General features: G+C 40.4%; 13 protein-coding genes and 1 other RNA gene. 2 read left to right on the top strand and 12 right to left on the bottom strand.

What is annotated here, in order from left to right:
- The first annotated feature begins 86 nt into the window (after positions 1-86).
- On the top strand, positions 87-953 hold the full coding sequence (locus tag DIU38_RS11560) for a fructosamine kinase family protein (protein ID WP_112659142.1): 867 nt from the start codon (positions 87-89) through the stop codon (positions 951-953).
- Here the strand turns inward: DIU38_RS11560 and DIU38_RS11555 are convergent.
- The 9 genes from DIU38_RS11555 to DIU38_RS11515 form a co-directional block, all read right to left on the bottom strand.
- Complete coding sequence (locus tag DIU38_RS11555) at positions 950-2410, bottom strand: hypothetical protein (RefSeq protein ID WP_146750470.1); 1461 nt, start codon at positions 2408-2410, stop codon at positions 950-952. The genes DIU38_RS11560 and DIU38_RS11555 overlap by 4 nt on opposite strands.
- Before the next feature lie 447 nt (positions 2411-2857).
- On the bottom strand, positions 2858-3325 hold the full coding sequence (locus DIU38_RS11550) for a hypothetical protein (RefSeq protein WP_112659138.1): 468 nt from the start codon (positions 3323-3325) through the stop codon (positions 2858-2860).
- A 97-nt stretch (positions 3326-3422) separates the two neighbouring features.
- A complete protein-coding gene (locus DIU38_RS11545) occupies positions 3423-4808 on the bottom strand; it encodes a sigma-54-dependent transcriptional regulator (protein ID WP_112659136.1) in 1386 nt (461 codons plus the stop codon).
- Between the two features lie 181 nt (positions 4809-4989).
- Positions 4990-5376, bottom strand: an RNA gene (rnpB, locus tag DIU38_RS11540) — RNase P RNA component class A.
- 64 nt (positions 5377-5440) lie between these two features.
- A complete protein-coding gene (locus DIU38_RS11535; RefSeq protein ID WP_149354031.1) occupies positions 5441-6562 on the bottom strand; it encodes an ISAs1 family transposase in 1122 nt (373 codons plus the stop codon).
- A gap of 187 nt (positions 6563-6749) precedes the next feature.
- Entirely contained in the window at positions 6750-7166 is a 417-nt protein-coding gene (locus DIU38_RS11530; RefSeq protein WP_112656989.1) for a c-type cytochrome, read from the bottom strand.
- Positions 7163-7810 (bottom strand): SCO family protein, encoded by a 648-nt coding sequence (locus tag DIU38_RS11525; protein ID WP_112656987.1) that lies wholly within the window; start codon positions 7808-7810, stop codon positions 7163-7165. Before DIU38_RS11525 ends, DIU38_RS11530 begins: the two co-directional genes overlap by 4 nt.
- Positions 7807-8220, bottom strand: a complete 414-nt coding sequence (locus DIU38_RS11520) for a hypothetical protein (protein ID WP_112656985.1) — start codon at positions 8218-8220, stop codon at positions 7807-7809. The genes DIU38_RS11525 and DIU38_RS11520 overlap by 4 nt, the downstream gene beginning before the upstream one ends.
- Before the next feature lie 42 nt (positions 8221-8262).
- A complete protein-coding gene (locus DIU38_RS11515) occupies positions 8263-8730 on the bottom strand; it encodes a DinB family protein (RefSeq protein ID WP_112656983.1) in 468 nt (155 codons plus the stop codon).
- A gap of 296 nt (positions 8731-9026) precedes the next feature.
- Here DIU38_RS11515 and DIU38_RS11510 point away from each other — a divergent pair, with 296 nt between their 5' ends.
- Positions 9027-10385: a GH1 family beta-glucosidase gene (locus DIU38_RS11510; protein ID WP_112656981.1), complete on the top strand. Its 1359-nt coding sequence runs from the start codon at positions 9027-9029 to the stop codon at positions 10383-10385.
- A 4-nt stretch (positions 10386-10389) separates the two neighbouring features.
- Here the strand turns inward: DIU38_RS11510 and DIU38_RS11505 are convergent, their stop codons facing one another.
- The 3 genes from DIU38_RS11505 to DIU38_RS11495 form a co-directional block, all read right to left on the bottom strand.
- Positions 10390-11670, bottom strand: coding sequence for a sensor histidine kinase (locus DIU38_RS11505; protein WP_149354083.1), 1281 nt, complete (start codon positions 11668-11670; stop codon positions 10390-10392).
- Positions 11658-12470: a hypothetical protein gene (locus DIU38_RS11500; RefSeq protein ID WP_149354082.1), complete on the bottom strand. Its 813-nt coding sequence runs from the start codon at positions 12468-12470 to the stop codon at positions 11658-11660. The genes DIU38_RS11505 and DIU38_RS11500 overlap by 13 nt, the downstream gene beginning before the upstream one ends.
- Before the next feature lie 145 nt (positions 12471-12615).
- Positions 12616-14712: a sensor histidine kinase gene (locus tag DIU38_RS11495; RefSeq protein ID WP_112656977.1), complete on the bottom strand. Its 2097-nt coding sequence runs from the start codon at positions 14710-14712 to the stop codon at positions 12616-12618.
- Positions 14713-14805 lie beyond the last annotated feature (93 nt).

The following is a 14805-nucleotide window of genomic DNA, read 5'->3' as shown; positions in this document are numbered from 1 at the left end:
CAAAAATAACTTTTTAAACCGATAATTTGTATCGGCTAATAAATTAACTATTTTGAAATTTTTAATTTAAATAATATCAGAACAAAATGGCTGTCTCGGCAAGCATAATAAGTGATATCGAGAGTAAGCTAGACGCTCAGATTAAGAATGTAAGCCCGATAAGTGGAGGCGATATTAATCAAGCTTACTGTTTGCAAACCACGTTAGGTGATTTTTTTATTAAGATAAATAGCCTCCGTAAATTTCCGGGCATGTTTAAAAGCGAGGTGAGTGGTTTAGCTGCTATCCGCAAAACAAAAACAATAGCTATACCTGAGGTTGTTTTACAGGGCGATACAGGTGACGAAAGCTATCTTATGCTGCAATGGATTGAAACAGGATACGGTGATGCGATATCATCGCAAAAATTGGGCAGGCAACTTGCTCTCATGCATCGTGACACAGCTGCACAATTTGGGTTTGAAGCAGATAATTATATGGGTTCGCTCCATCAAAGCAACAAACAGCACAATAACTGGGCCCGGTTTTTTATCGAAGAAAGATTGCAGCCGATGGTAAAAATGGCTGTAGATAAAAGAGAACTTAATCAAACCGACATGTACCTGTTTGACGAGCTCTATAAAAAGCTGCCGAATGTGTTTGCAGAAGAACCGCCCGCATTACTGCACGGAGACCTTTGGGGAGGCAATTACTTGATTGATACCAGTGGCAAACCTTACCTGATCGATCCGGCGGTTAGTTATGGTAACCGGGAGTTTGATATTGCGATGACCACGCTTTTCGGTGGTTTTGACCGCGCTTTTTATGAGGCTTATAATCAGGAATTTTCGTTGCTGCCTGGTTGGCAACAGCGTCTTAAACTTTGGAACCTTTATCCGCTACTGGTTCACGTAAACCTGTTTGGCGGTATGTACGCCAGGGAGGTGAGGAGGAGCCTTTCGGCATTTATTTAGTTTGTGCCCTGTACAAAGATTGGTGTTTCGGTTACTTTAACAATAAGTTTCCCGTTAACTGTTTTTAGGGTTGTTTTAACAACATTATCGGCACCTGTTTTTAGTTTGTAAACATTTGCTTTAGCTGTGCCGAGGTTGAGTGTGTATGTGCCTGTACGTGCCCGATAATCAGGGATGGTTAATATGTACATGCTTTGTGATCCCGATAGATATTTATCAACCAGTGGGTCGGCATTAATGGTACTTGTGTAGGTGTAGTTACCCATTAATTTTGATGTTTGCAATATAAAATCGGCAGCAGGCCTGCGTTTGCCATTTTCGGCTAAACCAGATGTGGCATATTGAACAGCAACATTAGGAGCATCGTCAAAAAGCTGGTAATAAAATACACGTTGTATACCATGCCTGATGTAAAGAAGCGAAGTTCTTAAAATCCAATCTGCCTGGGTGCTTTTCGATGTCTTTTGCCCTACATCTAAAGCTCTCTGATAGCTTCCCTTGTTTATATCGTAGCCAGACTCGGTTACCCAAACAGGGATTGGTTTAACAAAAGAATTTGCATACTGAACAAACGAATCAGCAATTTGCCCCGCCATCGACAATTCCGGCGGCAAGCCAAACGTGGCAGACTGATGTGTTAAAATATTACCGTTATTGTTGTAATAGTGGTAGTTAATAATATCAAAACACAGATTGATACTGCCGTTGGCCCTGTAACCACGGTTGATGCGGCACCACTCTACCATTTTCTTTACAAAATTTATGTCGGCTGTAGCTAATCCACCCATTACCACTTTCATATTAGGATCTGCATTTTTTACACCGGCATTTTTTCCTAACTTCCCCTTGTTGCCATCATAAAAGGCCGACATGTTAGCTGCATATTCTTCAGCGGTTTGTTGTGTTGCCGATCCTTTCCACCATTTATCGCGCTCATTATCACACTCTACGTAAGTTATAAAGCCCATGCCCACTTTTACCTGGTTAGGCGAGTCATTTGCCCATCGCATGCTGGTGTCAACTTTTATCAATGCCTTGTTAATATTAGTATTATAGCCATACCTGGCGGCAAATTGAAAGGCCATGTGCGCCTGGTCAATATAGCTTGCCGGATCAGCCTTACTTAAGCCATAAATAAGCGGCGCATTTTCAAGATCCCGCATATTGTTAGGATAAGTATTAACCAACCATGGCGGACAATTTTTTATATCTGCTAAAACCAATATACCTTCCTGCTTGCAACGGCTATAAATGAGATCATAGTTCCAGTTGTCTTTATGAGTGGGGTTGAAGGTATAGTTGCCTTTAGTGCTTTCCATCCGGGCCCAGCCTAAATAATGCCTTACTGCACTGAATGACTTGATAAGGTTCATGTTGGTTTCGTAAATGGCTCCTTTTTGCTCAGGATTGGCGGGATCCTGCAAAAAATTCCATTCATACGCGTTTATGCCAAACATGTTTTTAAGCGGAATATTTGAACTCGTAGCTGAAATTGTGTGAATAGATTTAATAGTTGTAATGCCTTCTGAGCTTTTTTGCGGCCGGCAGCGATTAAATGAAAATGTAAATAACGATAACATTAACAGTATTTTATGGCTAATTAACAGCTTCATTCTTTGAATGGTTTTTAGCAGGTAAACTACAATTAAATCCGGGCCGATAAAAAGACTTCTTCAATAAATTCCATCGTTTACAAACAACAATCGGCTAACTTTTTGTGAAGGCTTTCCAATAAAATTTAACTTATTATAAAAAGGGTAATTTAGGTTTTAACGAATGGGTTACCGCGCAGGTTACGATTTATTGTTATTGTAAAGGTGAAATGCTGTTCGGTTCGTTTAGGACGTGACAATGCAAATAAAAAGCCCGGAACACGCCGGGCTTTAAAATATAAGTTTTAAGGTTTATTTCACTCTTACATAAGTTTCAATGATCTCATGATCAACCCTGAGGCTGTCTATCTTCTCAATTCCTTTTTGAGTCAAGGTGTCATTTTTCATAGTGAGCTTAAATTTGAAATCCCTGTTTTCCCAATCGCGGGCATCGCAATAAGCCAGGTGCTCGGTATAATCATCGCCGGATAGGGTATAAGTGCCCGCGCCCGACGAATAAACCGGTTTGGCTGTTTTGCCGTGTACCAGGTCATGCGTGAAGAAGGCGAAGTTAGTGGCATTAAACATCTTGAACATTTCCTGGTCTTTAGGAGGGGTGGTTACTGTAGTATCGCCCTTCATAATGCTTTTGCTTGATATCAGATGCCAGGTCCCGTCAAGCTTACCGGCCGGTTCGGTTGTTTCTGTAGTTGCCTTTGGCGGGTTACTGCATGAGCATAACGCGAGTAATAAAAAAGATGCTAAGTAATAGGTTTTCATGGTGTTAATAAAGGTTATTGATATACAATAATAACATAAAAAAAGCACCGGCTATCATATTTGCCGATGCTTTTTAAAATAATTTCAAAAGTTTATGTTATTCGCCGCGCTTAAGGCCAAATTTTTCAATTTTACTGTACAAGTGACTGCGTTGAATATCGATATCATCAGCAGTTTTTGACACATTCCAGTTGTTTTTCTCCAGCTTGAATTTGATGTATTCACGCTCGGCGAAGTCCTTATATTCCTGGAAGTTATTGAACTGATCAAAATCTGTTTGTGGGGCAGGAGCGGCTGCGCTGCCAGTGCCAACTGCTGCTGGTGCAGATGGGTTTGCAAACGCCCTCACGTCATTATCTGTGATAACTTTGTCACTCAGGATGATCAAGCGCTCAACCATGTTGCGGAGTTCACGGATATTACCGGTCCATGGCAGGGCTTTAAGGGCCTCAAGTGCAGCATCAGAGATCTTTTTAACCGGCATGCCATATTCATTGCAAATCTCATCCAAAAAGCTTTGAGTTAACAGCGGGATGTCGTCTTTGCGTTCAATAAGCGGTGGTACGTGGATTAGTATTACACTTAGGCGGTGATACAAGTCCATACGGAAATTACCGGCTTCAATTTCTTTTAGCAGGTCCTTGTTGGTTGCCGCTACTACACGTACATCAACGTCAATTTCCTTTTCGCCGCCTACGCGCGTAATCTTATTTTCCTGTAAGGCACGCAAAACTTTAGCCTGGGCCGACTGGCTCATATCACCTATCTCATCCAAAAATAACGTTCCTCCATTTGCCGATTCAAACTTGCCAATACGCTGTTTAATGGCTGATGTAAACGAACCTTTTTCATGACCGAATAGTTCACTTTCAATTAACTCTGATGGAATGGCAGCACAGTTTACCTCAATAATAGGTGCACTTGAGCGGTTTGATTTTTCGTGCAACCAACGCGCAACCAGCTCTTTACCACTGCCATTGGCACCCGTAACCAATACGCGGGCATCGGTGGGGGCCACCCGGTCAATAGTTTCTTTTATTTTGAGGATAGCCTGCGATTCGCCTAAAATCGAGCGCACCTTTGATACTTTACGTTTAAGGACCTTAGCCTCAACAACAAGACTTCCCCTGTCAAGCGCGTTACGAACGGTAATGAGCAGGCGATTCAGGTCGGGCGGTTTTGAGATAAAGTCAAATGCTCCTTTTTTACTGGCTTCCACAGCGGTTTCAACCGTGCCGTGGCCTGATATCATGATGAAAGGAAGATCAGGCTTAATGGCAAGGCCTTCGGTAAGTACTTCCATGCCATCCATGCGGTTCATTTTAATGTCGCATAGTACCAGATCATAGTCTTTTTTTTCAATTAACTGAAGGCCGTCAACCCCGTTATCTACATCTTCAACCTCGTAATCTTCATACTCTAGAATCTCGCGAAGCGTATTACGAATAGACCGTTCATCATCAATTATTAAAATTTTAGCCATGTTTTGTAATTATGTACCGATGTGTAATTGTTGTTTGCTAATATATGGGTTTGTATAGAAAAACAAACACTTTTAATGTGCTATAAAGGTTTAAGGCGGATAAATGTTTGCAGGGTTATAAAATTTATTAAAAATAAATTGAGGTAAATAAAGAAACCCCTCGCTTTACAGCAAGGGGTTATACAGCAGCAAACCTATAAGCCGGGTTCTGTTTTGCCTCGTTAAAGGCAACTTCTATCATTTATCTGGCCCTGTTATCACTAACAGGTTTAAACAACCTACCCATCCTAACGACCTGCCTTACGGCAGATACGGGAGCGAGCAACTCCGCTTTCAGGACCTATTTGGTTTTTCAACTCCTGAGGTTTACCGTCATAGCCGGTCGCCCGGTTATGCCGTGAGCTCTTACCTCACGTTTTCACCCTTACCCACCTAAGCGGGCGGTATTTTCTCTGTGGCACTTTGCTGTCGCCGGCTGCCGGCGCCTTCCCGTTAGGAAGCAGGATGCTCTATGTTGCCCGGACTTTCCTCCGCCAAACAAGCTGGCAGCGATAGAACGTTTTGCGGGGATAAAGATAGGGAAATTTTGTGGTTCATGGCTGATAGTTCATGGATCATGCAGGGCCGACGCATTAGAAATTTTTGTTAGCTATAAGTGTTAGGAGAAACTTGTGATTCCACCCAGCCATTTTTCTTTTGGCCTTTATGCTGGCTTTGCTGGTTTTGTCAGCCTTTAGAATATTTAAAGCTATCTTTCTGACTACAGCAAGATTTTGTGCAGCCTGACTATTTCGTGTGGTATTATAATCTTCGGCAAAACCAACATCCAGTTGCCAGTGCAACTGGTTTTCTATTCCCCAATGTGTGCGGATGGCTTGGTTAAAATAGGCAGCGTCTGCCTGAAGGCTGGAGATGTAATAACGATTTTGTGTAGTACGGCTGTCCCCAATTATGCGTTCGGAGGTGATTTTGATAATACTCTTTATTCCTTTCCAATTTTCCTTTTCGTCAATCCAGTTAAGTTCATGTATGACCTTGCAGGTTCTGATCTCAGACCGCCCGTGCCCTTTATCCAGATGCTGGCTGTAACTGTCTTCCCTGAAGTTAAACTGGTTGGTTACCTGGTCATAAAACGTTTCATGGTTTTGCTTCAGGGCCAGGATATAATCCCCCTGACTTTCGATAATCTTTTCAGCGATTGCTTTTTGGGTGCCCATCGCATCGATGCTGACTACTGCCCCCTTAATGTTCAATAAAGATAGTAATGCCGGGATGGCACTAATCTCATTACTCTTGTCAGCCACCTTTTGTTGCCCAAGTACCAACTGATTACGGCCTGACCAGGCACTTACCAAATGTAATGCCCCCAATCCCTGATGCTTGCAGGCGCTATTGCAGACGCTCTTTCCATCGATAGCAATCAGTTCCCTTTCGCCAGATGTACCTGTTGTTTGAAGGCTCTGGCCAAGTTCCGCCGTCCAGGCGCGGAAACAGCGTTCAAAAACATCCGCATCGATCATCATAAAAACGCGATTGATCGTATCATGACTCGGTATGCCATTTTCAAGCGGTAGCAACTGTTTTAAAAAGTCTTCTTTTTCCTTGCCAAACTCCTCCATTTCGTACCAGCTTTCCGCACCGCATACAACCGCCAATACCGATAGGATTATTACTTCCAGTAAATTATGTTTCTTATTATTGCCCGTGCGCGGATCGGGTATCCATCTGAAATGATCATGGAGTGAGGTTGTCATATTCTTTTTACAAAGAAAAAACTCTAAAAGCCTTTACCCCCCCCCGAACATTTAAACTTATTCCCTCTTTACCAACATTTTGTTGGTAACACTACTCATTTTTACCGTTTCTTATACGTCAGCCCTGATGGATCATGGTAAAATGGAGTCGACCAATAAGTCTTTGCTATGAACCATGAACTAAAAACTATTTGCAGTTTCTAAGATCATCCTGAACCTGCTGCAAAGTAACTGTCCCCATCTTATTACCAAAGGAATTGGAGACATAAGTAAGCACTTTAGCAATTTCTAAGGGCGCAATATCATCCGCCTGCATGTCATCGTCAAATGTTCTGCCGGCTACAGTTATTTTTCCTTTAAGGCCGTTTTTGATAAAACAGGCAAGTACAGCTTTGTTCTGTTTTAGATACGTTGAATCTGTTAATGGCGGGATAAGCGATGACAGGCCTTGTCCTTTATCGCCATGGCAATTTTGACAATGCTGCTGGTAAACAAGGCTTCCGCCAGAGTAATAGCGTTTAAACTCAATTTGATCATCGCTTTGGCATGATGCACCAATTATGATCAGCAAAATAGCTATAGCGCCTATTGCCTTTATCTTCATTTGCCAGCAATTTGGTCGGGTTCGGCTTTCAGGGTTTTGATATCGGCAATCAGTTTGGTTACTTCTGCCGGATCTGTTCCTTCGTAGGTACCGCGAATACGTTTTTGTTTATCTATCAAAATAAAGAAGCCGTCATGGATATATTCGCCTTTGGGATTTTTTTCGGATACACTTTGCAGGTAGCTTTTGGCAATTTTATAAGTATCGCCTTTTTCGCCATGCAGCAACCACCAGGTATTGCCCGCAATCCCCAATTTATCCGCATAGCGTTTTAATACAGGCACGGTATCATATTTGGGATCGATGGTATGCGAAATGATCCTGAAGTTATCATCATCCTTAAACTCCTTGTATACATTAAGCATATTTCGGTGCATCACCGGGCAAATAGAAGGGCAGGTAGTAAAAAAAAAGTCGGCTACGTAAATTTTACCATCCAGGTTTTTCTGGGTAATTGTATCGGCATATTGGTTTACAAATTTGAAGGGAGGAATGGTTGCATATTCCGTATCGGTTACAGTTTTGCCATTAACTGTTTTAGTTACCGGTGTTTTATAACCCAATATTGGAAGGGCGGTTTTAGTATTTGATTTGCAAGCATTGAAAAGCATTAATATCACAATGCCTATCCACAATTTCCTCATTTTTTTGCCGGTATTTGGGTTATATATTTAGTTGAGCCGCTAACAGCTACATTTATTTGGGTATCTATTTTGCTGATGAGCTTCTTTTGAGCTTCGAGGTAGTCCATAATCTCCTGATGGGATTTGCCTTTGTTTTCCGCATCGAATTTATGCATCCAGTCGCTCATCGCATTATCAGCATCATCAACCAGTTTTAAATAAACCTGTGCGCTGTCTTTATTGATATTAGGAGCGTTCTTTTTTATCAGGCTATCCAGCAGCATCTTATTTTTCATCAATTGCTCGTCATTGGCCATTACTTTATCATGTACGGCAATTACCTGTTTTAAAAGATCTTTTTCCTGTTTTTTAGTGTCGGTGCAACCTAATAACAAGGCAATGCCTGCAGCTGCGAATAGATGTTTTTTCATGGTTTTTGATGCGTGATAAAACTTGGCAAATATGCTAAATGTTTAGCTGTTTAACACCCTTAAATAATAACTATAGTCTGTAACAGGTAAAGTTTTTGTACCCGCAAACTTTAGCTGTTGCCCAATTTGGGCCCTGGTATGTGTACCATGGTTAAGAACCTGCGTAATAATATCGCCAAGTTGGTTTTCAAAATAGTCGCCGGTAAAGCTACGATACGGAATTATGCTATTCAGATCTTCCTCATCGATTTCGTTTAAAAATGTGACCCATGCTTCATAACGCTCCGGTACCTGTTTTTTGCATTGCTCAATTGTAACATTTTCGGGCCATGTATTTGGCAGAGAAGAAGGGATAAGTTTACATCTTTCGAGCCATACCTGTTCGGCGGCCAGCAGATGCCCCATCAGTTTAAGCGTTACCTCCGGCGAACCGTTTGCTTCCATTGCCTGTATCAACTGCTGATTGGCAAACAGGTTATAACCAAACATTTTTATAAAGTGTGTTTTCATAGCGTTTGTAAATTAATGGCTAATGTATTAAAGCAATTTTGTATATTTATGAAAATGCTGGTTAACAATTAAATAACATAGTTGTCACATTCAGCAAACATCTGCTTGTTACCTTTATTATTATAGTTAAATAACATAAGGGCATGAAATTCATTGTCAATATTTCGAAGCTGCTGATCAATTTCCGTCAGTGGATGATGCTTAAAAGTATGCGTTCGTCGTTCATACATTAAGTTATCACTTATAATTCTTCATTTATAAATATAATTGCACTTTTGGGCTTGTAGCTCAAATTAATGGAACTTACTGACCGGGAAATACATTTAAGCAAAGATCTTTTTGGTGCCGACTTTGAATGGGGCGTTTCAACTGCTGCTTTTCAGGTAGAAGGATCTCATGATGCCGATGGGAAAGGACTATCTGTGTGGGATGTTTTTACCACAAAAAAAGGAAAGATCCTGAATGGCGACCATGCACAAACCGCTTGCGATTTTTACAATTTGTATGAGCGTGATATCGACCTCATAAAAGAACTTAATATCCCCAATTTTCGTTTTTCCATATCGTGGACCCGTATTTTGCCCGAAGGCACCGGGAAAATTAACCAGGCCGGCATTGATTATTATAACCGGGTAATCAACTACTGTATTAAGCAAGGCGTTGAACCCTGGTTAACTGTTTATCACTGGGACCTTCCGCATGTGCTTGAAGTTAAAGGCGGCTGGACAAATCGTGAAGCAATAAACTGGTTTAGTGAGTTTATCACTATTTGTGCTCAAAACTTTGGCGATAGGGTAAAACATTGGATGGTAATGAACGAGCCTGTAGTTTTTACGGGAGCCGGCTATTTTTTCGGCATCCATGCGCCGGGACGCAGTGGTATGAAAAACTTTGTGCCCGCCATACATCACGTTACCATGAGTATTGCTGAAGGTGGCAGGATCCTGCGAAAATTGCTGCCTTCGACGGCGCAAATAGGTACCACATTTTCGTGTTCGCAAATAGAGCCTTACACAGATAAGCCAAGGGATATAGCTGCCGCAGTCCGTGCCGACGCGCTGATCAATCGTCTATATATTGAACCTTTGTTGGGCATGGGCTACCCAATAAAAGACCTGCCTGCACTTAAAGATCTGAAAAAGTATTTTTACCCCGGCGACGAGGATAATCTGAGATTTGATTTTGATTTTATCGGCATACAGAATTACACCCGCGAAATTGTAAAATATTCGTTTTTTACGCCGTATATCAACGCAAGTATGGTCAAAGCCGAAAAGAGGGGTGTTGACCTTACAGCTATGCGCTGGGAGGTTTACCCGCCTTCTATTTACCATATGATAAAAAAATATGATGCATATCCTAATGTTAAAAAGATTATCGTTACGGAAAATGGATCAGCTTTTCCCGACGAGGTTACTGATGGTGAAGTAAATGACCCCAAAAGATTAAAATATTTAAAGGATTACATAGCACAGGTGTTAAAGGCAAAAAACGAAGGCTGTAAAGTTAATGGCTATTTTGTGTGGACCCTCACCGACAATTTTGAATGGGCCGAAGGTTATCATCCGCGTTTTGGGCTGATTCATGTTGATCATGCAACCCAGCAGCGCACGGTTAAAACATCCGGCAGATGGTACGCTGAATTTCTGAAATAAGCTGTTAGTTTTTTGGCAGCGTGAAATTAAATGACGTGCCATTTTCGGTATCACTTTCAAACCAGATTCGGCCGTTATGATCTTCAATAATTTGCTTACAGATGGAAAGACCAAGGCCAAATGATTTTTCACCAGCGGTTCCGGGGCGTTTAGCATCTGTAAACATGTTAAATACCTGGTTTTTGAGCTTTTCGGGAATCCCTATACCGCGATCTTTTACAGAAAACTGGATTTCGTTTTCCAAATCAATAGCCATAACTAAAATAGCCGATCCTTCCGGACTGAATTTAATGGCGTTACTGATCAGATTGCTGATCACCCGCCATATTTTTTCACGGCTAATATAAATTTCGAGTGGTGAATTTAATAGGAAAGTATTGATAACCTGCTGTTTTTCAGCGGCCTTAAAACGCATCAACTCAACACTGTTGCCCAATAAAGAATTAACTTCAACCGCTTCTTTATGTAATATAGCCGAAGCAGATTCAGTGGCTTCCAGAATTTCATTGATTAGTTCAATGGAGTTAAATGAAGTCTCCCGAATAATATTTAACAGCTCTTTTTGTTCGTCACTATAATTTTCCTCAGTCATTACACTGGTAAGCGAAGCTATTCCGCCTATAGGGTTGCGCAGATCATGTGCAACAGTACGTAAAATCCGGTCCTTTTCCTGGTTATTGAGTTTTAAATCACGGAGGGCGTTTTCAAGATGGTGGTTTTGATGGTTTATCTGGCTGTTAAGGCTTCCAAGTGTTTTAATGTTCTTTTTTGATTTTTGCCAGTTTAAAAATACCAGGGAAATGATAATAATGAGCATCAGGGCAAAAACAACAGTTACCCTCAGATAAATATGCTGCAATTCATTGTTTTTTTTAAGGTTATTAAACTCGTTATCTTTTTCAAGGCTTTTAACCTGTTCTGCAACGTCGGCTTCTTTTAGTTTTTTGTTTTCATTTGCTATGATGTCCTTAAGCTCGTCATATTGCTTATAATGGGCCATAGCCTGCTGATGATCATTTTGCTTCTCGAAATAATTTGACATCAATAAATGCCAGTTTTGTTTTGTTTCCGGACTTTGAACACTATCAAACTGGAGGCTGATAACGTTGAGGAGATTTAATAAAGAGTCATTTAAGTTTTGACGATCGTATATAGATGCAAGTTTCAATTCGGAGTGTTGAGCGTCATTATTATCGTTTCCTTTGCGTAGATTGATAGCTATACTCTTTCTAAGCAGACTTTTAGCCTTGTTATAATCTTTTTGCCTGATATTTATATCAGCCATATTGCCATATACAACACCCTTGGATACTTCCCCATTTGGGGCCTGTCTTTAAACCTTGCAGTATTTTCATTAATATAATCGAGGGCCTTGTTGTAAAAATACATAGCACTATCATTCATCAACATTTTACTGTAGCTTAAACCTATATTATTCAATAGTTCCTGCCTGCGATAAAAATAATTGAAGTTTCCTTCGCATGACCTGGTTTCATCAAAGCTTTTTTTAAAATATACGGCGGCCCGGCTGTAATGTTCCTGCTTATACAAGATCATGCCCATGCGATAGCTGTAATCACCCATAGTACATTCGTCAAGGTTATTATTGGCAATTACTTTCCCTTCGTAAAAATAACCGTAAGCTTCGTTGTAACGATGTTCGTCAAATAACACGTCTCCTTTGGCAAGATGAGCCTGGCCATATTCACTGGTAAATTTTAGCTTCTTCTCCGGCGTATCGAAAATATTGAGCATACTATCGGCGTACAGCAAAGCCATTTTTCGATCGGCCTTTATATGCGAAGCATAATTATAGATAAAATAATAGTAATTATAAACCTGTTTGAAGCTAAGGTTGCTTGAATGACGGAAGGCCGAATCAAGATAATTTACTGCTGCTTTGTGATGCCCATTATCATACATTATCGTTGCAGTGTCAACAGCCTTATTATATGCTGAAGACGAAAGAAAGCCCTTTGACTGTTGCCCGCATGAAGTGGTTATCAACAAAAAGTAAACAAAAAGCAAACAACCCTGTATATTACCGGATAGCCATATTTGCCTGAAGCTTTTGTATATAAACATCAATATTAAATTATGCGAGGTTTAGAGTTGATTGTAAAACAAGGGTAATCTATAAAAAAAATAAAAATGACCGGGTTGTTTTACCAATATTTTTTTATTTATCTATCACCTGTCCAAAATAAATTGGTTTGGAATAACCGATATGTTAAGATGCCTGGGCCGGCAGATAGACGTAAAAACTTGAACCATTATTTGATTCGCTTTTTAGCCAAATCCTGCCGCTATGTTTTTCAACTATTTGACGGCAGATGGAAAGCCCGAGGCCAAATGATTTTTCGCCGTCGGTACCGGGCCGTTTAGCTTCGGTGAACATATTAAACACCTGTTGCTGTAATTTATCAGGAATGCCTATACCGTAATCTTTAACACATATTTCAACACCTTGATGTTTTTGGTTTACAATTACATAAATAACGGCACCTTTGGGACTAAACTTTATGGCGTTACTAACCAGGTTGCTGATAACCCGCCATATTTTTTCCCTGTTTATCAATATTTCAGTGGGAGCATCCAATAAGCTCAGCATGATATCCTGGTCTTTTTCAGCTGCTTTAAACCGCAACAAATCAACACTTTTATTAATGAGGCTATTGATTTCAACCCATTCTTTATTAAAAGTCATGTTGGCAGTATTTGCCGCCTCTAAAATTTCATTGATGAGTTCGAGGGAATTATAGGAAGTTTCTTTTATGAGGTTGATCAGCTCTGTTTGTTCTTCATCAGTTGCATCATCAACCATTGAGGCCGATAACGATGCTATTCCTCCGAGTGGGTTGCGGAGGTCATGTGCTACAGCCCGTAGAATTCGGTCTTTTTCCCTGCTTCCCCGGTTTACTTCTTCAAGTGTGTTTTCTAATTCGGTTTTTTGCAACTTAATTTGGTCGTTTAGCATTTTTATAGCTACTATATCTCGTTTTGACCTTTTAAGGTTACGAAAAACAAGGAAGATAATAATCACTGCCATCACTGAAAAAAGCACAGCAAGATAGATGTATATCAACTGCAGTTTATTATGACTTTTAAGATCTTCTATCTGATTTTCTTTATCAAAATTGGCTTGTTGCTGATTAATATCTGTCCGTTTTAATGATGAAGTTTTTTTTGTTGCCGAATCTTTTAACGATGAATAGTTTTTTAAATACAACAAGCTATTCTGGTAATCTTTTTTTTGCAGATAATAATTACTCATCAAACCATTCCAGTTGGTTTCAGCGTCATCATTCTTGATAGTATCGAGCTGGGCGCGGAGTCTTTTCAGTAGTTCAAAAAGGTCGTTTGGTTTATTAGTTATTAAATATAGCCGGGCAAGTTTTATTTCGGTTAGTTCGGCATCGCGGTTATCATAACCTTGTTTTAAATTAATGGCGATACTTTTTTTCAGTAATTCGTGTGCCTGGTTATAATTATGGGTTAATAAAGCCAGATCTCCCTGGTTGCCATATACTACGCCTCTTGCAACTTCAAGCAGGTTTGCCCTTTCGGCAAACCTTGAACTATTTTCATTGATATAAACAAGCGCTTTATTTAAATAAAGGCTTGAGCTGTCAATATCGCCACTGTTTTTATAGCTCTCGCCAATATTATCCAAAAGCTCCTGCCGCTGATAAAAGGCACGAAAATCATCAGCATAGGCATAGCTTTGCCTATGACTGATCTTGAAATAATTGGCCGCTTCCCTAAAATGCCCCTGCTTAAACATAATCATACCCATCCGGTAGGTGTATTCGGCTAGGATGGCATCGTCAATAGCGTTTTTGCCGATAGAGTAGCCCTTGTAAAAATACCTGTAAGCCTCATCGTATCTTACCAGGGCCGAATAGGTATCCCCGGTTGCGAAATCAGCTTCGGCAGCTAATTTAATATGCTGATCCGGGGTAACACTTTCGGTAGCCACAGCTCGCATAGTATCAGCATAAAGCATGGCTTTTTTAGGGTCATGCAGCCCTTTTAAATTGTAAAGAAAATGGAAGGCATAAAAACGGAACCTGTCGCTTACAAACGGGTGTTTTATAGTGCGGTAGGCTGAGTCAAGGTATTGAATGCCCTTCTGTGGTTGGGATCTTTCCCCATTATACAGGTTTACCGTATCAAATAGTGTTTTAAAGTGCCTGGAGTAATCGCCTGTATCATTAACGCTGTTTGCGCAGGAATTAAATATCAATAAAAAAGCCAGGGCCAGCCAAATTAAATGGTTGACCAGCAGTTTGTTTAAACTAACTGGGCTATCAGGGGTTGACAACATTAAGTGGTTACACCACAAATATAACGCTCATAATTATAATGAACAATATTTATGCGCATGAATAACACCGGCGCTGCTAAAAGTTAATGTATA

It is taken from the genome of Mucilaginibacter metallidurans, assembly GCF_003286435.2.
GTDB lineage: Bacteria > Bacteroidota > Bacteroidia > Sphingobacteriales > Sphingobacteriaceae > Mucilaginibacter > Mucilaginibacter gossypii.
Note: the sequence above shows the minus strand (reverse complement) of the source record. Positions and strands in the feature narration are given on the sequence as shown.